This window comes from Actinotignum urematis (genome assembly GCF_051264595.1).
Lineage (GTDB): Bacteria > Actinomycetota > Actinomycetes > Actinomycetales > Actinomycetaceae > Actinotignum > Actinotignum timonense_A.
On the sequence record NZ_JBOZBG010000007.1, the window covers coordinates 17,097 to 40,196 of the forward strand.

Here is a 23,100-nt window from a genome sequence, read left to right on the forward strand (position 1 = left end):
GCGCCAGGCTCACCTACACATATTCCGAAAGGATCACGATGAGGTCCCAGACTCACCGCGCTCTCGCGACCGCTCTCACCGCCGGGGTCGCCGTCGCCCTCGTGCCCGCCGGCGCCGCGCAGGCCCAGCCGCTCTCCGGCTCGGGAACCTCCGCCAGTACCCCGCAAACGCAGCGAAATATCGAGCAGGCGGAGCAGAAAGTCGCTGACGCGCGCGCCGCGGTCCAGGCCCAGCAGGCTGAGGTGGATCGCCTCGCCGCCGAATCCGCCGCCGCACACAACAACCTGAAAGAAGCGGAAACCGCCGCGGCCACAGCTGCCGCGGCCTCGAAGAACGCCGCGGACAAGCTCAGCGCTGCCGAAGCCGAGAAAGCGACTGCCCAGCGTGCCGTCGATGAAGCAAAAGAAGCGGGTACCGCCGCCAAAGACCAGCTCCCCGCGGCCCAGGAAACCGCGAAGGATTCCGCGGCTCGGGCCGAGACCGCTGCCACCGAGCGCGACGCCGCAGCCAAGCAAACCCAGCAGGCCGCCGCGAATCTGAAAGCCCAGCAGGAAACGCTCCAAGAGAAGACCGCCGCTGCAGAGAAATCCGCGCAGGCCCTCACCCAAGCGGAAGCTACCGAAGCTGCCGCGCAGGCGGACAAGACTCGCCTGGCTGCGGAAGTGGAGAAGCTCAGCGCCGCGGAGGCGGCAGCGAAGGCCAAGCTGGCCGAGACGGAGGAAAACCTACGCAAGGCGGAAGGGGCACGCGACGCTGCGGTTCAGGGTGAGCAGCGAAAGATCGACGACGCCGCTAGCCACCTGGCGCAGGCCACTAAGGCCGCGGAAGGGAAAATCGCCACCCGCGAAACCACCCAGCAGGAAGCCCTGCGCGCCCAGGACGCAGTAGTCGCAGCAGCCAAAGACCTGCAAGAATCCAAGAAGGTCGAAGCGGCTGCGGAGTCAGATGTCAGCGACGCTACCAAGAAGGTAGAGCAGCTGGTCGCCGAGCTCGAACCGCTCGAAGCGAATGTAACGGCCAAGACCGCCGAGGCGAATCGTCTTGAGAAAGCGAAGCAGCGGGCGAAGGCACTGTGGGAGAAGGCGAAGAACGACGCAGCGGAGCGTGAACTGTGGGTTCAGGCGGTGGAACGCGCTGCGAAGCTCGATCCGACGGGCCTCAAAGATAAGTTGGAAAAGGAACGTCGGGAACTCAAAGCCCTCCAGGCAGACGTGGAAGTCAAAGAGCAGAAGTACAACAAGGCGGAACAGGATCACGACGTAGCCGTGATCGCCCGCGATGCCGCGATTGCCGAATGTGCGCCAAAGAAGGCGGAACACGATAGCGCCGTCGTCGAAAAGAATAAGGCTGAGCAAAAGCTGCAGGAGGCACAAGAGGCGACCGCGCAGCGGGCCGCGGCGGAAACCAGCGCGAAGGCGGAGCTCCAGCGCAAGGAAGCGGCAGCACGGGACGCTGCCACGGAGGCCGCCCAGGCGGAGCAGGCCGTGCGCGAGGCGCAGGAGAAGCTCGCCGCGGTGCAGGCGGATGCGGATGCGGCGACGGCCGGCGCGAAGGAAGCCGCCCAGAACGCTAAGACGGAGCGGGACGCGGCGCAGGGGCATCACGCGGACGCGACCACGCAGCTCGCCGGGGCGAAAGACCAGGCCACGCAGGCGCAGGCGCGCCACACGGAGGCGGCGGCCAAGCACGCCGAGGCGAAGCGGGATCTCGCGGCGGCTCAGGAAGCGAAGGTGCAGGCAGAACAGGGCGTGCAGGCTGCGAATGCGCAGCTCGAAGCCGCGCGAACCGCGGAAGCGGAAAAGGTGAAAGCCGCGGAGAATGCTCAGAAGGTCGCCGCCCACCAGCAGGCTGAGCTGGAGCGTTTGATCGCCGCGGCGCAGAAATACGATGAGCGCGTGGCGCAGCTGCAGCAGGCTACCGAGGCGGCTCGGCTCGCCGGTGCGGAAGCGGAAACCGCGCGGGTCGCGCACGAGAAAGCGAGTGCCGCGGTTGCGGGCGCGCAGGAGGCGTTGCGGCAGGCCCAGGCCGCACAGGCGGCGGCGCAGCAGAAGCTCGGCGCGGCGAGTGTGGCTTTGCACGTGGCCGAACAGGAACTTGCGGCGGCGCGTCAGCAGGCCCCGGCCCCGAAGCCAGATGCGTCGCAGCCGGGCGCCTCGAAACCTGGTGCATCGATGCCAGGTGCACCGAAACCCGAAGCGCCGGCCAAACCCGAGGCGCCGACGGTCAAGCCCGCCGCGAAGAACCCGGCCGCGGCAAAGAATGCCGTTACCGCAAAACCCGCGCCGGCCCAGAAACTCCCCGAAACCGGCAGTGACGCCAGCGGTGCCATCGGCGCGGCCTCGCTCTTGCTGCTGGCCGGCGGCGCCGCGATGGCCGTTCGCGCTCGCGGCCGCCGCGCCCACTCATAAAAAATCTCAATTAACTCCAAGACCAAAGGATAACCATGAGGACCCACACTCACCGCGCCCTCGCCGCCGCCCTCACCGCGGGGGTCGCCGTCGCGCTACTCCCCGCCGGCGCTGCCGTTGCGCAGCCGGTGCAGAATAACGACGACGCCGGCGCGGCTACCGCCGCGCGAACCGTACCCAGCCTTGCCGAAGCGGAAAAGAACGTGGCAGCTGCCCAAGAAACAGTGGCGGCGCGCCAAGCTGACGTGGACCGGCTCGCCGCGGCCGCCGCGGAAGCGAAAGCCAAGGCAGCGGAAGCCGAAAAAGCGGCGGAGCAAACTCAAGCTGGAGTAACGCAGGGTGAGCAGAAGCTCGCGGATGCCACGAAGGAAGCGAAGGCCGCCCAGAAGGCAGCGGACGCGGTCAGCGAGGCGGGGAAGACCGCGAAGGGCCAGCTCCCGCAGGCGGCTGAGCAGGCCACAGAGTCTGCCGACAAAGCCGCAGCTGCGCAGATTGCCCATGAGAAAGCGGAGGCGAGCGCGCGGGAAGCCGCGGGCGGCGTCGCCGCAAAAGAAGCGGACTTCAAGGAAAAGGCCGCGGCTGCGCAGGCGGCCGATGCCGAACTGACGACGGCTCGTGAGGTGGACGCGGCGGCGCGGGCGGATAAGGAGCGGCTGGGCAAGGAAGTCACGCAGCTCGAGCAGGAGAAAGCCGCGGCGCTGGAGGCGCTCGTGCAGGCTGAGGAAGCATTGGAACAGACCAAGGCTAAGCGCGATGCGGTCATCGATGCTGAGGCTGCGAAAGTTCGCAAGGAATCGGACGCGGTCCGGGCTGCTCAGGCTGAGGTGAAGGCGAAGGAAGCGGCGAAGGATGCTGCGGCAGCGGAGGCTCGCAAGGCAGAAGATGCGATGGTCACCGCCACCGAAGCTGACCAAACCGCGAAGAAAGTCGTGACCGAAGCGCAGGCAGCTAAGGCGGAAGCTGAGCAGAAGGAAGCGCGGCTAGCATCGGAGATCGAGGAGCTTGAAAAAGAAGAGGGTCGGCTCGTAACAGAGGAAACCGAAAAGAAAGCGGCTGAGAAAGATGCAGAGGCTGCGCTTGCGGATGCCAAAACCCGGGAAAATATTCTGAGTGAACAGCTCAAAAATCTCGAGGGGTTGGACCAGACCGATGACGATGTGAAGAAACTGGTCCAGCAGCAAAAAGAAAAAGTTGAGGAAGCTAAAAAGAGCACGGAGCAAAAGAAGCAGGCTCTTGAGGGAGCAAAGGCTGAGCGTGCTGCGGCCGAGGAAAAGCTGGTAGCTGCGCGCGAGGAAACGGAACAGAAAAAGACTGAGCAGGCGAAGGCCGTAACCGCGAAGGAAGAAGCAGAGCGGCAAGTACAGCTGGCGACGACCGCGGCGGTGCAGCGGGCGCAGGAGCTCGTGGCTGCGAAGGCGGAGTCCGATAAGGCTAGCGAAAAAGCAACGGCGGTGGCGAAAGAATATGCCTCCGCGCAGGAGGCTCGGGTAGCCGCGGAAGAGAAAATGAATGCCGCTGTTGCTGCCCAGCAAAAAGTGCTTGAGCAAGCCGAAGCTCCGGTACGCGAAGCGGAGGGCAAGCGCGATACAGCTAATAAGACGGCCAGCGATGCTACCGAGAAGGTGAGTGCGCTCAAGGAACGCGTCGCGGAGCTTGAACCCACCTGGAAGCAGGCTGCTGAGAGGCTCGCAAAGGCCGAAAAGGATATGACCGCGGCACAGGCCGCCGCGGATGCTGCCAAGGAAGCGGTAGCTCAGGCGAAGGCTGCTGCGGATAAGGCGCGCGAAGTGGCCGCGAAAGCGGTGCGTGCCCTCACTGATGCTCGTGCGACCGCTGCCCAGAAGCAAGCCGAATTGACTCGGCTCGCCGATGCGTCGAATATCTACGATGAGCGTCAGTGGGATGTTCGGCTGGCCACGGAAAAGGTGCAGGCGGCCAAGGGGGAACTGCTCAAGGCTCAGGATGCTCACGGTAAGGCGACGCTCGCGCTTGAGGCGGCTCGTGAAGCAGAGGAGTCCGCACTGAAAGCCCAGGGTGAAGCACAGCGGGAGCTGACCGCGGCGGAGCTTGCCTTGAAGGCGGCTCTGCGGGATCTGGAACTGGCGCGTCAGCAGGCCCCGACTCCGGAGGAGAAGCCGGGGCAGAAACCGGGGAAGCCCGAGGGGAAGCCGGGTCAGCCGGGGAATCCGGAGAACCCTGCCGTTCCCGAGAATCCGGGGCAGTCACCCGCCGCGCCGTCGCCGTCCCAGCCGGCAGGCAAGTCGGTGGCGAAGCGAGCGACGGTGAAGAATGCAACTCCCACCCAGAAGCTTCCCGAGACCGGAAGCGATATGAGCGGCGCTATTGGTGCGGCAACGCTTCTCATGCTCGCCGGTGGTGCGGTTGTTCTCGGGCGTTCCCGTGCGCGGCATGCGATGAAGTAAAGGTGCACTCGCGTTAGTTCGTGGCACGTGACGCCACTTGTTGCGAATAGGTGCCCCGCTCGGTCAGTATCGTTCTGGCTCCGGGCGGGGCACCTTGTTTTCAGGGCCGTACTTCGTTTGTGTTACGTATGCAGTACAGCTCGAAACTTATATATGTCCGCCCGCGCCGGATTCAGCCCGGCCTGGCGTCGTGAATGCGTCGTCGTACCGCACGCGCGCCCGGCCGCGCCCGCCCCGCTGCACCGCACGCACACGCCCCGCGCCGCAAACCGGCCCGCAGCATACCACCACCGCCGCGCACCCCAGGCACCGCGTCCACCTGGTATTCCACCATGCGCCCCGCCTTTGAATCCGCGCGGTTGCTTGTCTACCATTGTCACGCGGCGTTTCGGCGCCGTGCAGTTTTATCTATTCGAGAAGAGAACGAAAAGAGAAGGAAGTCATGCCACGCACTAGTTTTGGCAGCGCCGGCCACGGCGCATCCACCACCGCCCGCACCTCGCTTGCGAAGTGCGCCGCCGCCATGGGGTCCTTGGCTATTCTCGCGGGGATGATGGGGGCATGCACCAAGAGTAGTGATGAGGCTGCCGCCACCTCCGCTCCCGCTACCTCACCTGCCGCTAGCTCCGCCGTCGTCACTCCCGGCGCTTCGGAAACCCCGCCGGAAAAGCTCCCGGCAGTCATCCCGAACCCGGCCCACCCGCAAAGCGCAACCGAACTTCTCGGCACCCTCACAGTTGCCGAACCTTCCGCCACCGATAAGGCCGATCCGGCGAAGTTCGGTCCCAATGCGGCCGGTCTGAACGAAGACGAATGTAACGTCTACACGGACATTCTGCGCCGCGACCTCGTGAACGTGGGTGTGCAGCCCGGCACCTCCGGCTGCGGTATCGCCTACGGCACCCTGGTGGATAGCTACACCGGCAATATGGTTGATTACGCGCGCCCGGAAGCCGGCACCAAGACCGTGGTGGTGGACCGCATCGTCAGCCTCGATAACGCTTGGGCTTCGGGCGCCAACCAGTTCACGGACGAGCAGCGCGCCGCTTTCGCCAGCGACCCGCGCAATATGCAGGCCGTCTCCGCGGACCAGGCCAAGGAAAAGGCCGGGCGTTCCGCCGCTGAGTGGGTCCCCGCGAACAAGAACTTCACCTGCCAGTACGTCGCGCGGCAGATCGGCGTGAAGGCCACCTACGGGCTGACTGTCACCCAGGCCGAGCACGATGCTTTCGCCCAGTACTTGCAGACCTGCCCGAACCAGCTGGTTCCCGGCTGGGAAGGCCCGGCGGGTAAGTAGCCTGAGGGCAGTAGCCAGATAGCCACACAGGCAAGCACAAAAGTGGCCGGGGGCGCGCAGCTCCCGGCCGCTTGCCGTATGATCACAAACGGTGCGTGACCAGCAACCGGAAGGACATGTATGACCTCGCGTTTAAGGCTCAATCCTGATTTCGACGACGCCGCACATACCGTCCCGGTTTCCCTCAGCGAACGTCACCCCGGCACCCCGCACACCGCCCTGCCCGCCGCCATCCTCGCCGGCGAAACGCAAGTAACCGGGACCACCGGCGAATCCGGAGAGGAGGAAACCCGCGCGAATCCCCTGGGGGTATGCGATATGTTCCGGGTGGGGATAGGCCCGTCGTCGTCGCATACGGTGGGGCCCATGCGCGCCGGGCTGCATTTCGCAACGCTGCTGGCCGCCCGCGCCCCGGGCGCCCGCATCACGAGCCTGCGCGTGGATCTCTTCGGTTCCCTGGCCGCCACCGGGCGCGGGCATAATACCGACCGCGCGGTCCTCCTCGGGCTGTCCGGGTACAGCCCGGAAAACGTGTCCATCGCGGTGGTGGACGGCATGGAAGCTGCTATCGATTCTTCCGGCACCCTCACCGTGCCCGGTTTCGAGCCCACGCCTTTCGTGCGCGACCGCGATATTATTTTTCGCCCGCGTGATATTTTGCCCTACCACGTAAATGCGTTAACTTTGCGCGCCTGGGCGGAAGGGGAGCTCCTCGCTGAACATACGTATTATTCGGTGGGTGGCGGTTTCGTGATGGAAGAGCTGGGCGATCCGGCCCAACCGCGGGTGGCGCCGCTCGCCACGGAAGAACAGGCCGAGGCCGCCCAGACCGCGGTCCCCTATCCTTTTTTCACCGCCGCTCGGCTGCTGGAGCTCTGTTCCGAAACTGGCATGCGCATTTCTGAACTCGCGCTCGCTAACGAAACCGCGCTGCGCCCGCAGCCGGCGGTTATTGCCCATATGGATCGGGTGCACGCGGTCATGGACGAGGCCATTAAAGCCGGGATTGCCACGGAGGGGACGCTTCCGGGCGGGCTGCGCGTGAAGCGGCGCGCCCCCGGGCTGGCCCGTGAGCTGGAGGAAAAAACCGCGGCGGGGCATCGCGCGGACCAGCTGGAAGCCCTCGGGTGGGTGAATCTTTTCGCCCTGGCGATCAACGAAGAAAATGCGGCCGGCCACCGGATCGTCACCGCGCCGACGAACGGCGCGGCCGGCGTCGTTCCCGCGGTCCTCACGTATTATGAACGGTTCGTGCCCGGGGCCACCCGTGAGGGAATGTATAATTTTTTGCTCGCCGGGGCGGCCATCGGCGGAATTATTAAGACAAATGCGTCCATTGCCGGGGCGGAAGTGGGCTGCCAGGGTGAAGTCGGTTCAGCATCAGCAATGGCGGCTGCCGGTTTCGCGGAAGCCCTGGGCGGCACCCCTGCTCAGGTGGAAAATGCCGCGGAAATTGCTATGGAGCATTCTCTTGGCCTCACGTGCGATCCGGTGGGTGGCCTGGTGCAAATTCCGTGCATTGAACGCAACGCCATGGCCGCGGTGAAATCCATTAATGCTGCCTATATCGCGCTGTGGGGCGACGGCTCCCACACCGTCTCCTTTGATACCGTGGTGGAAACCATGCGCCAAACCGGGATGGATATGCTCTCCAAATATAAGGAAACTTCGGAGGGCGGGCTCGCGGTTAACGTGGTGGAGTGCTAGCCGTACCGTGCGGCATCCCCGAAATGTGACGTAGCGCAAGCCCCGCACAGTCCCATTAGGTGGAACTTAGTTCCATAATAGATGTATGAACGACTGCCGCGGCATGCCGCCCATTCGGGGTGGCCGGCCGCGCGCCACTGACAAGGGGTTGGAATGTTTTCTGGTGTGTATTGCCCGTCGGTCACGTTGATCGACGATTCGGGTGCGATTGATTATCCGGCGATGGCTGCCCATATTGATCGTCTTGCCGAGTCCGGGCTCAACGGGGTGCTCTTCTTCGGCTCGATTGGGGAGTTTTTCTCTTTCTCTACCGAGGAGAAGGCCGAGTTCTTGAAGTTCGCGGTCAAGCAGGCCGCGGGGCGTTTCCAGGTGCTGGCCGGGGTGAGCGCGGCGCGTTTGGGTGAGGTGCTGGAGAATATCGCGGCTGCTGAGGCGGCTGGTGTGGATGGCGTGGTGGCCCTCCCGCCCTTCTATTTCGGGCATTCGCACGGGCGGGCGCTTGATTTTTATGACGCGGTTGCGGGCGCGACGCAGCTTCCTGTGATGCTTTATAACTTCCCGGAGCGTACGGGTGCGGATTTGAGTCCGGAGTTGGTGGCTGAGCTGGCTGCCCGGCACGAAAATATTGTGGCGCTCAAGGATACGGTGGATACCCAGAGTCATACGCGCCGGGTGATTCGTGAGGTGAAGAAGGCGCGCCCGGATTTCGCGGTGCTTTCTGGTTTTGATGAGTATTACATTGGGAATCGGGTGTGTGGCGGGGCTGGGGTGCTCTCGGGTCTCACGAATTTGATTCCTGAGGTGTTTGCGGCGATGCATGCGGCGTATGAGGCCGGGGATGTTACGCGCGCGGCTGTGGAGTTGGGGAAGATTACGCGTTTGGCTGCGGTGTATGAGATCGGTGATATTTTCATTGCTGCGATTAAGGAGGGGGTGCGTTTGTGCGGGGTGGAGTGCTCGCCGTTGATGCGTGCCCCGCAGGTCCCGCTGAGCGCGGAGGATTCGGAGAAAATCGCGACGCTGCTGCGCGAGGTACGCGCATAAATAAACGCGCATTAAGTGCCGCGTTAAGTACCGTGCACTAAATATCGCGCATTAAATACGACGACGCCCGGGGTGGGTGGAAAATCCGCCCCCCCCGGGGCCAACCGGCCACTGTGTTCCTTGCCCACGCCGTTGCTCGGGTATTTCGCAGTCATCGGCGACTGTCACAAAAACGCAGAATCGACGGTCGAAAAATAGCCCACCCTCCGATTGAAACATTGCTCAAATACTGCACTGACGTGTATGTTAATAATGTATCTAATATGAGATACGCTTCTCCGCAAGAATTTCGCCAAGTTGCGTCGCTGATGACGGAACTCCGAATGTGGCAAGAATTGAAGCTCCGTGAAATAAGGAGGGGAACGATGTGGTGGCGTCTATTCCCAGAGGTGGTGTGGGGCGGAATCCTGGTAGCCCTCGCTGCCAATCTTGAGCAGGTGGGATGGACTGACATCCCGGTTATTCTTGAGGCCGTTCTTCTGGTTCCTGTAACGCTGTGGAGTTTTTCTTGGCGGCGGCGGGAAGGTCTCACGGAAATCCTCCACGCGGGATTCTATATGGCAAGTGCAATAGCACTGCTCGTAATACAGAATTCGTCATGGACGCGATTCGCCGTCGTTATCCTCGTAGTGGGCTATGCGGTCGGCTATAAATATCGGAGGGAAAACCTCGCTATAGGAAGCGAAAATTAGTACCCTTGGGGCGTGATTGTCAGCGTATAGCCGTCAATCACGCCCCAGTTTTCTCTAGGTTCGACTGCGAGATGAACTGTTGTTCATCTCGATGCGGCTCGCAGTTGCCGAACGGTTGAGGGGCGCGTTCCCGTTAGCGCCGCTTACCGACTTCGAAGGTATTCACCGTCCAGGCGCGCAGCTGATCGGAAAGAGTCACCCCCAGGCCGGGCCGGTCAGAAACAATCATGCGGCCGCCCTTGATTTCCATGTGCTCATTGAAGAGCGGATCGAGCCAGGTGAAGTGCTCCACCCACGGCTCCAGGGAATAGGTGGCCGCCAGGTGGGAGTGGATCTCCATGGCGAAATGCGGGGCGAGCTGTAGGCCGGCATGCTCGGCCAGCTTCGTCAGTTTGAGGAACTCCGAAACGCCGCCCACGCGCGGAGCGTCCGGCTGAATGAAATCGCAGGAGTGGTTCTCGATGAGTTTGACGTGCTCGGCCACCGAAGCGAGCATCTCACCGGTAGCAATCGGGGTGATGAAACGCCGCGCGAGCTCCGCATGGCCTTCGTAATCGTAGGCATCCAGCGGTTCCTCAATCCACACCAGATTGAATTCTTCCAGCCACTCGCACATGCGGTTCGCGGTGGGGCGATCCCACTGCTGATTCGCATCCACCATGAGCGGGAAGTCATCGCCCAGCGCCTCGCGCACCGCCTTGACGCGGGTGTAATCCACCTGGTGATCCGGGTGACCCACCTTGATCTTGATACCGCCAATGCCCTTCTCCTTGGAAGTCAGCGCATTCTCGATCACTTCTTCCAGCGGCGAGGAGAGGAAGCCGCCGGAGGTGTTGTAGGTACGGATGGAATCCCGGTGGGCGCCAATAAGCTTGGAGAGCGGCAGCCCGGCCCGCTTCGCCTTCAAATCCCACAGAGCCACATCAATGGCGGCAATGGCCTGCACCGCCACCCCGCTGCGCCCCACCGAAGCCCCGGCCCACAGTAGCTTCACGCGCAGCCGGTCAATATCGTTGGGATCTTCCCCGATGAGGTTATCGGCGACCTCGGAAGCGTGGGCGAATTGGGCCGGTCCACCCGCCCGCTTCGAATACGAAAAACCAACTCCGGAATGGCCATCGGTTGTTTCGATCTCGCAGAAGAGGAAATTCACCTCGGTCATGGGCTTTTGCCGCCCGGTGAACACCTTTGCGTCAGAAATCGGGTTGTTCAGTGGCAAAATAACGTGAGAAAGCTTCACGTGTGCGATGGTATCCCGGCTCACAATATGCTCCTTTGCCTTGGGGTCTGCCTGAGATATGCCGGAAAGACGCCCGTGCAGTGGTATACACACGACGCCATCATATTTGCGGGCAGTACAAGTATCTACACATGTAGACCGGGGCAAATGTGACATAAGTCCCCAGGCGGCGCACTTTCGCGGCTAATGGGGAGAAAGCCAGCTGGCGGCGTCGTTAAAAACGCGCGGTAGCGCTCGCTACGCTAACGCGCGTCGCAACACTACCGCGCCGCTAAATCGGCGCTACCCAATCGCCGCAACACTACCGCGCCGCTGAATCTGCGCTACGCAAACGCCGCAACACTACCGCGTCGCGGAACTCCCGCTACGCAATCGGCGCGGAATCGAGAATCCGATTGACGGCCGTGCGCATGGCGGCCGCGATCTCCGCTTCGCGTTCGGCACTCCAGCGCGCGCTAGGAACCGAGCAGGAGATGGCGTCGCGCACCGGGCTTTCGTAAGGGAGGGAAAATGCCACGCAATGCAGGCCGAGGGTATTTTCCTCGTTATCAATGGCGTACCCGCGCGCGGCGGTTTCCTTGAGGTTCTTGCGCAGCTGCGCCGGCGAAGTGATCGTCCGCGCGGTCAGCTCCACCAACTCCTCCGGAATGTCCTCGGGGCGGTGGGCCAGCACGGCCTTGCCCAGCCCGGTGGCCGCGGCGGGCAGGCGGCGCCCCACGCGCGAATAGGTGCGGGTGGACCGATCGGATTGTTGAGTAAGCAGATACACGATTTCCGCGTTATCGAAACGGCCCATGTGGAAGGTTTCCCCGTGCTCCTTCGCCAGGTCCACCAGGATCGGGCGCACAATCCGCACGTAGGGATCCGCATCAATATAGGCCGTGCCCACGGTGAGCGCGCGAATGCCCAGCATATAGCGATCCGTGGAGGTAGCCTGCACCCATTCGGCGTCGATGAGGGTGCGCAGCAGTGCGTAGGTGGAGGAGCGTGGCGCATCTAACTCCGTGCAGATTTCCGCCAAGCGCGGCGGGTCGGCAATGCGCCTGCCGAGGAATTCGAGCAGGTCAACCGTGCGCGAGGCAGATTTTACGGGGCGAACACCGCCACTATGTGTGCTTGTAGCTCTCAAACGAATCCAACACCTTCGTAGCCGCGGTACCACGGCGAGCGGTAAAACGCCACGCGCTGTGGGGTACCTCAGGGATGCCACGGTACCACGATGATTTCTTCCATTTCTCTAGGTTCCATAGTAAAGGACAGCGCAACAAGTTCCCCGGAACTGCGCCGCTGCACGCCTGTGTCGCTCTGCATACCTCAGACGTTAGTCCCAGCCTGTAGTACCGCAATCGCGTTTTAATACTAGTGTCTACATACGTAGCTGACTGTCCACAAAGTTTCGAACTTCGTTGCTGAAGTCGAAACTGAAGCCGCAACCAAGGAGAACTATGGAGTTCCATGCAGAAGGCGTGATTCCCGCTCTCGTCACTCCCTTAGATCGCGAAGGAAACTTGCTGGAGCAGGGTCTGCGCGACGTCATTGACTACACGATTACCAACGGCGTGCACGGTATTTTCGTGCTCGGCAGCTCCGGCGAAATCTACGGCCTCGATAATGCCCAAAAGCGCCGCGTTGTTGAAATCGCCGTGGAGCAAGCCAATGGCCGGGTCCCGGTCTACGCCGGCGCCTCGGAAATTACCACGCGCGATTGCATTAAAACCGCGCATATGGTCCAGGAAGTGGGCGGGGTATCCGCTCTTTCGGTCCTCACCCCCTACTTCATGACCCCCACCCAGTCCGAACTGGTCGAACACTATAAGAACATCGCGGCGGAAACCGATCTGCCCATCCTGGTGTACTCCAATCCGGGGCGCACCCAGGTCCCAGTGGCCCTGAAGACCATGCTCGAATTGGTGGATGTCCCCAATATCATCGGCATCAAGGATTCCGCCGGAAACCTAACCCTGACCGGGGACTATATCCGCGAACTCCCCGATGACTTCGATGTGATCATGGGCCGCGATACCCTCATCTACCCGGCCCTGTGCCTGGGAGCCGCCGGCGCCATCGCCTCCACCGCGAATATTGCGCCCAAGCTCGTTTCCAGCATTTACAACGAATACCGCGCCGGCAACCGCGAACGCGCCCTCGAATTGCAAAATGCGCTCTCGCCGCTGCGCAACCTCGTGGACGTGGCCACCTTCCCGGTGGTCCTCAAGGAAGGCCTGCGCATGGCTGGTGTGGAAGCGGGCTACTGCTTCGCACCGGCCCGTGAACTTGCCCCCGAATTCCGCCCGGCGCTCGAAAAGGCCGTCGAAGCGGTCACCAATATCTAAGCCGCTCGCGGCTCAACATGCCGCGCGGTTCTGCCGGTGCCTGCGGAGTAGCTGTGCCTGTAGCACGCCTCGCCGCGGGAAAACCGCAGCGCCGCATCCGGCTCTCTCAGTGATGAGATTGGAAACTAAGGAAAAACCATGCCACTAGTAATCCTCGCACTTGGCATTGCTCTTCTCCTGTTCCTCATGATCGTGCTGAAGATGAATGGCTTTATTGCCCTCGTCATCGTCTCGGTCGTGGTGGGCATGGCGCAGGGTATGCCTCTCCTGGCAACCGTCGACGATAAGGGTGAGAAGGTCAAGGGACTCCTTGACGTCATCCAATCGGGCGTGGGCGGGCAGACCGGTAAACTCGTGCTGCTCCTCGGCTTCGGCGCCATGCTCGGCGTTTTCATGGCGGATATGGGCGCGGCGAACCGCCTCGCCACCACCATGATTAACAAGTTCGGAATCAAGCATTCCCAGCTCGCGATTGTTATCGTGTCCTTCCTCGTGGGCGTTGTGCTCTTCTACGAGACCGCCTTCGTCATCATCATCCCCATCGTCTTCGCCGTGTGCCGGGCCTACAAGATCCCGGTCATGTGGCTGGCGATGCCCATGGCGATCGCGCTGTCCACGATGCACTCCTTCCTTCCGCCCCACCCGGGCCCCTCGGCCGTGGCGAATATGTACGACGCCTCCATCGGCCTGACCATGCTTTACGGCCTTATCTTCGCCATTCCGCTGGGCGCCGTGGTCGCGATCATGTGGCCGCGCCTGCCCTTCGTCAAGTCCGTGACCGCCCGCCCGCCGGCCGGCCTGGTCAACGAAAAGGAATGGACCGACGAAGAAATGCCGGGCTTCTGGGCCTCGCTGTGCATCACCGCCCTCCCGGTTATCCTCATCGGCGGGCACGCCATCCTCGAAGTGACCCTGGGCCACGAGCACGCGGTCACCAAAGTGATGGCCTTCATCGGCCACGACTGGTTCGCCCTCATGATCTCCCTGCTGGTGGCGGTGGCCTACTTCGGCCTGGTCCGCAAGGTACCGATGGATAAGATCATGGCGTCCTGCGCGGCTTCGGTGAAGTCCATCGCGATGATTGTGTTCATCATCGGCGGTGGCGGCGCCTTCGCGGCCGTGCTCAAGAACGGCGGCATTTCCGATTACATTCTTTCCATTACCGAAAACCTCAGCCTCTCCCCGATTATTATCGCTTGGCTTATTGCCGCGCTTATGCGCGTGGCCCTCGGTTCGGCTTCGGTGGCCGTGGTGGCCGCGGCCGGTATCGCGGTGCCGATGATCGCCGGCGGCGGGGTGAGCCCCGAAATCATGACCCTGGCGACCGCGTGCGGTTCCATTATGGCCTCGCACGTGAACGACCCCGGGTTCTGGATGTTCAAGGAATTCCTCGGGCTCTCGGTGGCGGAAACCATCAAGGTCCGCACCACCTACACCTCCCTGCTCTCCGTGCTCGGCTTGGGCGCCTGCCTGTTGCTGAGCCTCGTGGTTCCGGCTTAACGCTGGAGAAATAGGGGGTACGACGGCGCAGCTGCGTCGTCGGCCCACCCTCGCGAGGAATGGTGTGCATAAAAACGGAGCGCCCCACCCCACGTGACACGCTCCGCCCGTTGGAAACACCAACCTGACGATCATACAAAAAGGAAGGAAAAACTCCATGAAGATCGGATTTATCGGTCTTGGCATTATGGGCAAGCCCATGGCGAAGAACCTCCTCAAGGCCGGCCACGAACTCTTCGTGAACGACCACAATGCCGAAGCTGTTGCCGAGGTGGTGGAAGCCGGAGCGACCGCCGTTGCCAATGGTAAGGAAGCGGCGGAGAAGGCCGACCTGGTCATCACCATGCTTCCGAATTCCCCCCACGTCAAGGCGGTGGCCCTGGGCGAAGGCGGCATTATCGAAGGCGCTCGCGAAGGGCTCATCTACGTTGATATGTCCTCCATCGCGCCCCTCGCCTCGCGCGAAGTGGCCGCGGGCCTGGAAAAGGCCGGCGTGCGGATGCTGGACGCCCCGGTCTCCGGCGGCGAACCGAAGGCCATCGACGGCACCATGTCCGTGATGGTCGGCGGTGAAGAAGAACTCTTCAACGAGGTCAAGGACGTGCTCGGCGTGATGGCCGGGGATGTTACCTACGTGGGGCCCATCGGGGCCGGCAATATTGCCAAGCTGGCCAACCAGGCCATCGTGGCGATCAATATTGCCGCCTGCGCCGAAGCCTTCACCATGGCCCAGAAGGCCGGGGTGGATCCGGAAGCCGTGTACCGCGCCATCCGCGGCGGGCTGGCTGGCTCCACGGTGATGGACGCCAAGGTTCCCATGATGCTGGCCCGCAATTTCAAGCCGGGCTTCCGCATCAACCTGCATATCAAGGACCTCAATAACGTGATGGACACCGGCCACGGGGTCAATTCCGCGCTTCCGCTCACCGCCCAGGTGCGCGAGATGATGTCGGTACTCGAGGGCGATGACCATGCCGGTGAGGACCACTCCTCCCTCGTGCGCTTCTACGAGAAGCTCGCGAATATCGAGCTGCACCCGGGCCTGCCCGAGTAAAGCCCCCGCTGGCCGCGGGAATGTGACTCCTAGCCGCGCGGCCGGCATGATGCGGCTGGCTACCGCGCCGGCCCGGCCGGAAAGGAACCTCCCCTGACCGGCCGGCCGGCGGCCAGCTGGCGGCGTCGTCGTACTACCCGTACTACCCGTACTACCCGTATTACCCGCACTACACGTACCACCCACGTACCCACCCGCGCCGCGCGCACAATCCGCGCAGCGCCCAAACAAGAAAGACAACGATGTCAGTTCCCACAATTAAGAAAATCGATGTTTACCCGGTTGCCGGCCACGACTGCATGGAACTCAACCTCTCGGGCGCGCACGGCCCCTACTTCACCCGTAACGTGGTGGTGATGGAAGATTCCAGCGGAAACGTTGGTATCGGCGAAGTCCCCGGCGGTGAGAAAATTACCCGCACCATCGAGGACGCCAAAGATATTGTGCTGGGGCGTTCCCTCGCCGATTACAATAATTTCCTGCGCGAAGTGGGCGAGCGCTTCGCGGATCGCGATGCCGGCGGGCGCGGCCTGCAAACCTTCGATCTGCGCACCACCGTCCACGCCGTCACCGCGCTGGAAGCAGCCACTCTGGATCTTTTCGGCCAGTTCCTCAACGTGCCGGTGGCCGCGCTCCTGGGCGAAGGCCAGCAGCGCGACCAGGTGCGGGCCCTCGGCTACCTCTTCTACGTGGGCGACCCGGATAAAACGGACCTGCCCTACCTGCGCGAAAAGGATTCGGATGTGGAATGGTACCGCATCCGCCACGAAGAAGCCCTCACCCCCGAAGCGATCGTGAAATTCGCGGAAGCCACCCACGATCTCTACGGATTCCAGGACTTCAAGCTCAAGGGCGGCGTGCTGGAAGGCGCCGAAGAAATGAAGGCGATTGTGGCCCTCAAGAAACGCTTCCCCGAGGCCCGCATCACCCTTGACCCCAACGGCGCGTGGTCCCTCAAGGAAGCCATCGAGCTGTGCAAGGACAAGGTCGGCATCCTCACCTACGCCGAGGATCCCTGCGGTGCCGAAAATGGGTTCTCCGGCCGCGAGATCCTCAACGAGTTCCGCAAGGCCACCGGCCTGCCCACCGCCACCAATATGGTTAATACCGACTGGCGCCAGATGACCCACTCGCTGACCCTGCAATCCGTGGACATCCCGCTGGCCGACCCGCACTTCTGGACGATGCGCGGCTCGGTGCGCGTGGCCCAGCTCTGCCACGATATGGGCATGACCTGGGGCTGCCACTCCAATAACCACTTCGATATTTCCCTGGCCCAGATCGCCCACTGCGGCGCGGCGGCCCCGGGCGAATACAACGCGCTGGATACCCACTGGATCTGGCAGGAAGGCGTGGAGCGCCTCACCAAGGAACCGCTGAAGATCGTGGACGGCAAGCTCACGATCCCGCAGCGCCCGGGCCTGGGCATCGAGCCCGATATGGACCAGATCCTCGCGGCGCACGAACTCTACAAGGAGAAGGTGGAAGGCGGCGGGGCGCGCAACGACGCCATCGGCATGCAGTACCTCATCCCCGGCTGGAAGTTCGACAATAAGAAGCCAGCACTGGTGCGCTAAGTCGGCGACCGCATACGCTAGTTCCTAGCGACCAGTGTTCCTATCGCGCGGGGTGCGCGGGCGCGGGTTTTCTCCATTTCCTCGCGTTCGCGTGCCCCGCGTATTTTTCGATAGCGTTTCGAGAGCGCTTCTGTAGCTTTCGATAGTTTTAGCATCAGCGTGACTCAGCACGGCGAAACCGTAGATACCAGTGTGAAAGGCTCTGCCATGAAAATTGTGTGCTGCCCCGATAGCTTCAAAGAATCCATGACGGCGGCCCGGGCGGCCGCGGCGCTCGCGGCCGGGGCGCGGCGGGCTATTCCCGATGCGCAATGCGTGGAGGTTCCCATGGCGGACGGCGGCGAAGGTTTCGCCCGCGCCATTGCCGATGCGCTGGGCGCCCGCGTGATTACGCTTCCGGTGGCCGGGGTGCGCGGGGCTACCGTGACGGCCGAGCTGGCGCTCGCGGGGGAGCGCGCCATTTTTGAAAGCGCCGCCGCGGTGGGCTTGGATCAGCTGCGCCCCGAGGAACGCGATATTCGCCGCTCGGATAGCACCGGGGTGGGGCAACTTATTGCGCGGGCGCTTGACGAGGGCGCCACCGAAATTCTGGTGGGCCTGGGTGGTTCCGCCACGAACGACGGCGGTGCCGGGATGCTCGCCGCACTCGGCGCACGTTTTTACGACGACGCCGCCACCGAGCTGGGCACCACCCCGGCGGAAATGGTGCGGCTGGCGCGGGCGGATTTCAGCGGTCTGGATCCTCGCCTGGCTGGCGTGACCATCCGGGTGGCCTGTGATGTGGATAATCCGCTGCTCGGCGAGCGCGGGGCTTCCGCGATTTACGGGCCGCAGAAGGGCGCTTCGCCGGAGGACGTGGAATTCCTGGACCGAGTGCTGCGTAATTTTGCGACCGTTGCCGGGAAGATGGACGTGCAGGAGACGCCGGGCGCGGGGGCGGCCGGCGGCCTCGGTTTCGCGTTTTTGCTGCTGGGCGCCAGCCTGGAATCCGGGGTGGATCTGGTGATGGAAACCGTGGGGCTGGCCGAGGCGATGGCCGGCGCGGATCTGGTCCTGACCGGGGAGGGCGCCATGGATCGCCAAACCCTCATGGGTAAAACGCTTTCCGGGGTGGCGCGGCTCGCCGCGGCGGCTGGCGCGGGCGCGCATACGGGTGTGCCGATTATTGCTTTCGCGGGGAAGCTCGGCGAAGGCGTCGAGGACCTGTACGAGCATGGTTTCGTTGGCCTGGTGCCGATTGTTGATCGGCCCTGCACGCTTGATGAGGCGCTCGCGGAGGGCGCGGCGAACCTGGAAAACGCCGCCGAGCGCGCCCTGCGCCTCTACGCCGCCGGCCAGCGAGCATAATTTCGCGGTGGCGGCCGCTAGATTAAACCATCCATGACCCCTGGGGTAAACAAGTGTTAACGTAGGGCGAGGAGGAATCATGGACTCTACTCAAATGAGCATTGAAGAAATGGCGAACTGGTTTGAGAACTGCACGCTGGCCGACTTCGATACCATGGAGGCCAATACGGCTGCTATTGCACTGGAAAAAGCTCGCATAGCAACTCAGCAAGCGCAAATAGCCTCACTTGAGGCCGTGCGTAAAGCTCGCGAAGACGGTCTTACATGGGAGCAGATCGGGGAACATCTCCATCTTTCCCGGCAGGGCGCTTTCCAAAAATACGCCCATAAAATTGCTTCCTAAAACGCGCATTTAGCCCCGGTCCTTCCAAGGGTTCCGTAAGCCGAGGATCCATAAGTCGAACCTCAGGAGTAACACCAGCACCTGCGGGGGCCCTATGTGTTTGCTGAGCTGTACTTCGTATGTACGACATCGGCAGTACATCTCGGAAAATACATACCGGATCCGGCGGCCTACGCCCCGGCCCCCGCGGATATAAAAAGGAGCACGATCCTCTTCATGGCATTTCCTCGTTCGGGCCGGTGGGGTAAAAATATACCAACGAGTTGAGTGTCACATGCTAGGGGTAAGGAGACCGCGGTGAAGCAATATAAACGAAGGCTGATTGCCGCAGGTTTTATGTTCCTCGCCGGTCTCCTTGCCTCGTGCTCCACCCAGGAAGGTCCATTTCGACTTTCGCCGGGAGAACCTATTCCGGGAGATTTTATATGCTCCATTGAATCCTTTTACGACACTGTCTCTATATGGCAAGATGCGGATGATGTTCATGTCTTGACGTACTCCAAAGTGGATGTTAAGCCTGACGAACCTCACCGCTACAAAGTAATGTCTCCCCGAGAGCTTACTGCTGATGATATCGAAGTAACATGGTATGGAGACGAGTTCGGCGAAGACGAGAAAGACCCCTTTAACGGTAATTCGCTATCGGCACGTATCGTTATCACGGTTGACGGCACGGTCATATTTGATCACCTCGAATCTTTTGTGGAAAACAGACCCGAGTAGTTGTGTCGTAGTTATTATGGCCATTCCTAAGGATACGATTCACAACCACACTGCCACCTACTGAGCCGGCTCGGTCGTGACCCAACAAAGTGGTACTCCACGACAGGAAATCATCTAGTTAATGTAGTTCTGGTACCACTTTGGGTGTGCCGGGCTTGGGTGGCTATCTGGAAGAACGACGACGGGGGTGGTACATCGCGTGCGATGTACCACCCCCGTGGCTTAGGCGCAGGGCTTGCCTAGCGGTCTGTGCGGATGCGGCGCCAGGCCAGAATTCCGAGGCCGGCGAGGAGTGCTGAGCCCGCGAGGGCTGCTCCGGTGCGGGCATCGCTGCCGGTGCGCACAATCCGCGGCGGATTTCCGGGAGGAGTGCTCGGCGGAGTCGTAGCTGGAGGTGTGCCGGTCGGCGGTGTAGCCGGCGGAGTTACCGGAGGTGTACTCGGCGGAACCGTGGGCGGCGTCGGTGGCTCACTCGGAGTGGGCGGCACCGGCGGCGTTGTAGGTGGAGTCGTCGGGGGAGCCGGCGGCGTCGTTGGCGGCGCCGGGGGAGTAGTCGGCGGTACCGGCGGCTCAGTTGTGGGCGGGCACGGCGGCGTGGTTGGAGGAGTCGGAGGCTCCGTCGGCGGCACCGTGGGTGGCGTAGTAGGCGGGGGCGGGGTCAGGGTATTGACCACCGTCACCGCGCGATGAATAATGCCGTCCGCGCCAGGAGCTTCGGGAGTGCCGGGCTGTCCAGGTGTGCCAGGCCCGGCCGGAACCGGCACAATCGCCCCTGCGTTCGGTGCGGCAGCGCCATCGGCACCGCCAGCATCACCCGCGCCAGCTCCCTTCTCACGTAGCCCGTACATGTAGGCCACGCCTTCCGCATTGGCGCGGGGCAGCCCGGTGAGGGTGCGCGTCCAGTTATCGGCCTTCGTCACGGTGAAGCTCTGCACCACCTCGGGGTGGGTGAACTCCGCGCTGGTATCGCGCAGCAGTTCGAATTCCACCTGCTCGGGCTGTGCCGCGCCCGGCACCGGATCGCTCGAATCGCGGTAGGCCCACTGCTTCGTGACCGTAATATCCACCGGCACGGGCACCTCATTAGCCACCTTCCCGAGGAACCACACCTCGGGCGGGGCCATGCCTTCCGCCAACTTCGGACGCGCGGGCAACTCTTCCCCACGCTGCACCAGCAGCTGCGACGGCTCCAGCACCTTGGTTTTTAGGACCTTACCGGCCGCGTCCAGCTCCTGCACCGCGTAAACATAAAACTCCCCGGCATCGTTGCGGATGGGCAAATCGGTGAAGCTCTTCGTCCACTCCTCGCCAGCCGTCACGCTGAATTCATGCACCACCTGCGGATTCAGGAGCTCAGCGGACGTATCGGAGACCAGGCGCATCGGCACGCTCGATGAGGCAATATCCGAAGGACGTGCCGGTACCGGACTGGGCACGCTGCCAGCTGGCGTCGTCGTCGTTTCATAGAACCACTGTTTCGTGACCGTTGCCTGCGCGCGACCCCACGTGCCGAAAATAACCGAGCCATTCGTGCCGATACCCGCACCGCGCGGCGCGGCGTTACCCGTAATGATCAGGCGCGCGGCGCCGCGGGCCGCGTCCTTAGCGGGATCGGAAACCACGGCGGCGAAGCCCTCGTTTGAAATACGGCGCCCCTTGACGAGCTGTGGGTAGGGCCGCTGGTCCGGGGGCAGGCCCAGCTGCGCCGGATCGAAGCGGGCACCTTCGTTGTCCTGGTAGTAATCCACCAGGCCGCCGCCGATGATGCTATCCGAAAGCCACACTGGTGCGGAGCTGACCGAACCGAGGTTATCGTGGGCGAGGTCCGCGCCGTAGCGCTTGGCTGTATTGTCGAAAACAGCGGCGCCGTTATCCACGTGGACTTCCACGTTGCCGGTGGGGCAGGTCCAGATCCCGCCGCCAATTCCTGAAGCGGCGTTTTCTGTCACCAGAGTATCGGCGAGGTGCAGCGTGTAATTGGCGGTAGCAACGTAAACACCGCCGCCTTGCTGACCTGCCCTATTGCCGCTGATCGTGCCGCCGTTGAGTAGCACCTTGTTGGACACCACGTTCACGCCGCCGCCGGTGCGCCAGCTGGAATTATTCGAAATGGTGCCGCCGTTCATGGTGAAACCGCCCGGAGAAAGCTCGGACCATTGTTCACGGGTGAAACCCCAGTTCATGCCGTCGCCGGGGATTTCCTGCCAAGTGCCATCAGCACCCCAGGTGTAGAGGTTGAACGTTCCCACGCCGCCACCGTTGGGGGCGTTATTGGAATCGATGGTGCCACCGTTCATAGTGATATCCGCGTTGCCGAAAGCAAGAATGCCACCGCCGGAGAAAGAGGCGCGGTTACGCGAAATGGTGCCGCCATTGACCGTGATATAGCCGCGGGTGCGAGCAGAGTTTTCGGGGGTGGCATCCGATTTGGACCACAGCCACGTGAATGCGACCATCCCGCCCGCGAAACCGGAATTTTCCGTGATGGTTCCGCCGTTAATGGTGACGTTCCCACCTTTGTAGAGGCCAATCCCGCCGACTTCACCGTAACCTTGAGAGTCGATAACGCGAGCTTTGCCCTTGCTGACCTCCCCGCCGTTCATCACGAAGGTGGCGCCCTCGGTCACCGCGATATTAGCCGCGCCGTACTGGACGGCGCCGGGATTACCTAGCTCACGATGATTATCGGTAACTTTCCCGCCATTGAGGGTGAAACTGGCGTCTTTCCCGCTGACGGTGATCGCGCCCTGGTAGGTCTGCTTCGCCCCGCGCACCCCGGAGAATTCCCCGCCGTTAATCGTGAGGCTGCCGCGCACATCCAGAAGGGTGCCGCCGCCCGGGACCCATTCGCCGCGGCTGAGCAGGTGGAAAGTGCCGCCGTCGTAATTATCGAAAGTGAGGGAGGAACCGGCCGGCACCTGCACCATCGTGCCGGTGAAGCCGTCCTCGCGGTTGAGGCCCGACGTGGTGGTGCCCCACGGGGCGCGGGCGCCATTGACGAGTTCGATATCCGCGCCGGCGGGAATCTTCAGGGTTTGCGTGAGCATCGTGTCCGTGGCGCCCAAAATAATACGGGTGGGCGTGGTTCCGGCCTCGCTAATGCGCTGGGTGAGGAGGGCTTCGGGGCAGGTCAAGTCATTGGGATCTTGCGAACATTGCACGACGGCGCGCGGCGACGACGCCGCATCAGCCGCGGGGCTGGTATCGGCCGTGGTGCTGGCATCGGCCGTGGCGCTGGCATCGCCGGCATCAGCCGCGCGGGCCGGCCCCGGAGTGATCCATATCAGCGAGCCAAGAATAAGGAAGAGAACCGCCAGGAAACTCAGGAGCGCGCGGGAGCGCGGCTGGCGGGTGGAGGGCTGCGGCATGATCACTCCTTGGAATAGGCAGCTGCGATGCTGCGACGATACTT

General features: G+C 62.7%; 16 protein-coding genes. 13 read left to right on the top strand and 3 right to left on the bottom strand.

The genetic code is table 11. The annotated features are described in order from the left end of the window. Positions 1–38: 38 nt before the first annotated feature. The 6 genes from ACRQDJ_RS04735 to ACRQDJ_RS04760 all read left to right on the top strand — a co-directional run bounded on the left by ACRQDJ_RS04735 (position 39) and on the right by ACRQDJ_RS04760 (position 9,571). Positions 39–2,408: a hypothetical protein gene (locus ACRQDJ_RS04735; protein ID WP_284903874.1), complete on the top strand. Its 2,370-nt coding sequence runs from the start codon at positions 39–41 to the stop codon at positions 2,406–2,408. Positions 2,409–2,443: 35 nt separating this feature from the next. Further along, positions 2,444–4,831 carry an LPXTG cell wall anchor domain-containing protein gene (locus ACRQDJ_RS04740; RefSeq protein ID WP_284903872.1) on the top strand — a complete coding sequence of 796 codons (2,388 nt, stop codon included), beginning with the start codon at positions 2,444–2,446 and terminating at the stop codon, positions 4,829–4,831. A gap of 442 nt (positions 4,832–5,273) precedes the next feature. Further along, positions 5,274–6,128, top strand: a complete 855-nt coding sequence (locus tag ACRQDJ_RS04745; RefSeq protein ID WP_284903870.1) for a GmrSD restriction endonuclease domain-containing protein — start codon at positions 5,274–5,276, stop codon at positions 6,126–6,128. A gap of 120 nt (positions 6,129–6,248) precedes the next feature. After that, the gene (locus tag ACRQDJ_RS04750; protein WP_284903869.1) at positions 6,249–7,835 is read left to right on the top strand and encodes an L-serine ammonia-lyase; all 1,587 of its coding nucleotides are present in this window, start codon (positions 6,249–6,251) and stop codon (positions 7,833–7,835) included. A gap of 153 nt (positions 7,836–7,988) precedes the next feature. After that, positions 7,989–8,879, top strand: a complete 891-nt coding sequence (locus ACRQDJ_RS04755; protein WP_284903868.1) for a dihydrodipicolinate synthase family protein — start codon at positions 7,989–7,991, stop codon at positions 8,877–8,879. A gap of 365 nt (positions 8,880–9,244) precedes the next feature. Continuing rightward, positions 9,245–9,571 (top strand): hypothetical protein, encoded by a 327-nt coding sequence (locus tag ACRQDJ_RS04760; RefSeq protein ID WP_435706371.1) that lies wholly within the window; start codon positions 9,245–9,247, stop codon positions 9,569–9,571. 133 nt (positions 9,572–9,704) lie between these two features. On the opposite strand, the gene ACRQDJ_RS04765 is transcribed toward ACRQDJ_RS04760, so the two are convergent. Beyond that, complete coding sequence (locus tag ACRQDJ_RS04765) at positions 9,705–10,835, bottom strand: L-talarate/galactarate dehydratase (protein WP_434736382.1); 1,131 nt, start codon at positions 10,833–10,835, stop codon at positions 9,705–9,707. Positions 10,836–11,175: 340 nt separating this feature from the next. Then, positions 11,176–11,940 carry an IclR family transcriptional regulator gene (locus ACRQDJ_RS04770; RefSeq protein WP_284903864.1) on the bottom strand — a complete coding sequence of 255 codons (765 nt, stop codon included), beginning with the start codon at positions 11,938–11,940 and terminating at the stop codon, positions 11,176–11,178. Positions 11,941–12,256: 316 nt separating this feature from the next. On the opposite strand from ACRQDJ_RS04770, the gene dapA reads away from it, so the two are divergent. From dapA to ACRQDJ_RS04805, 7 genes are all read left to right on the top strand, one after another. After that, complete coding sequence (gene dapA, locus ACRQDJ_RS04775) at positions 12,257–13,144, top strand: 4-hydroxy-tetrahydrodipicolinate synthase (RefSeq protein WP_016442120.1); 888 nt, start codon at positions 12,257–12,259, stop codon at positions 13,142–13,144. A 138-nt stretch (positions 13,145–13,282) separates the two neighbouring features. Then, positions 13,283–14,644: a gluconate:H+ symporter gene (locus tag ACRQDJ_RS04780; RefSeq protein WP_435717841.1), complete on the top strand. Its 1,362-nt coding sequence runs from the start codon at positions 13,283–13,285 to the stop codon at positions 14,642–14,644. A 157-nt stretch (positions 14,645–14,801) separates the two neighbouring features. Beyond that, on the top strand, positions 14,802–15,698 hold the full coding sequence (garR, locus tag ACRQDJ_RS04785; protein WP_284889828.1) for a 2-hydroxy-3-oxopropionate reductase: 897 nt from the start codon (positions 14,802–14,804) through the stop codon (positions 15,696–15,698). Between the two features lie 242 nt (positions 15,699–15,940). Beyond that, positions 15,941–17,275, top strand: coding sequence for an enolase C-terminal domain-like protein (locus tag ACRQDJ_RS04790; RefSeq protein WP_284895970.1), 1,335 nt, complete (start codon positions 15,941–15,943; stop codon positions 17,273–17,275). Between the two features lie 207 nt (positions 17,276–17,482). Then, positions 17,483–18,622 (top strand): glycerate kinase, encoded by a 1,140-nt coding sequence (locus ACRQDJ_RS04795; RefSeq protein WP_284895973.1) that lies wholly within the window; start codon positions 17,483–17,485, stop codon positions 18,620–18,622. Positions 18,623–18,701: 79 nt separating this feature from the next. Next, on the top strand, positions 18,702–18,965 hold the full coding sequence (locus tag ACRQDJ_RS04800; RefSeq protein WP_284895975.1) for a hypothetical protein: 264 nt from the start codon (positions 18,702–18,704) through the stop codon (positions 18,963–18,965). Positions 18,966–19,262: 297 nt separating this feature from the next. Further along, positions 19,263–19,688, top strand: a complete 426-nt coding sequence (locus ACRQDJ_RS04805) for an alpha-amylase family protein (protein ID WP_284895978.1) — start codon at positions 19,263–19,265, stop codon at positions 19,686–19,688. 239 nt (positions 19,689–19,927) lie between these two features. Here the strand turns inward: ACRQDJ_RS04805 and ACRQDJ_RS04810 are convergent, their stop codons facing one another. Continuing rightward, positions 19,928–23,056, bottom strand: coding sequence for a Cna B-type domain-containing protein (locus tag ACRQDJ_RS04810; RefSeq protein WP_435717844.1), 3,129 nt, complete (start codon positions 23,054–23,056; stop codon positions 19,928–19,930). Between the last annotated feature and the right edge of the window lie 44 nt (positions 23,057–23,100).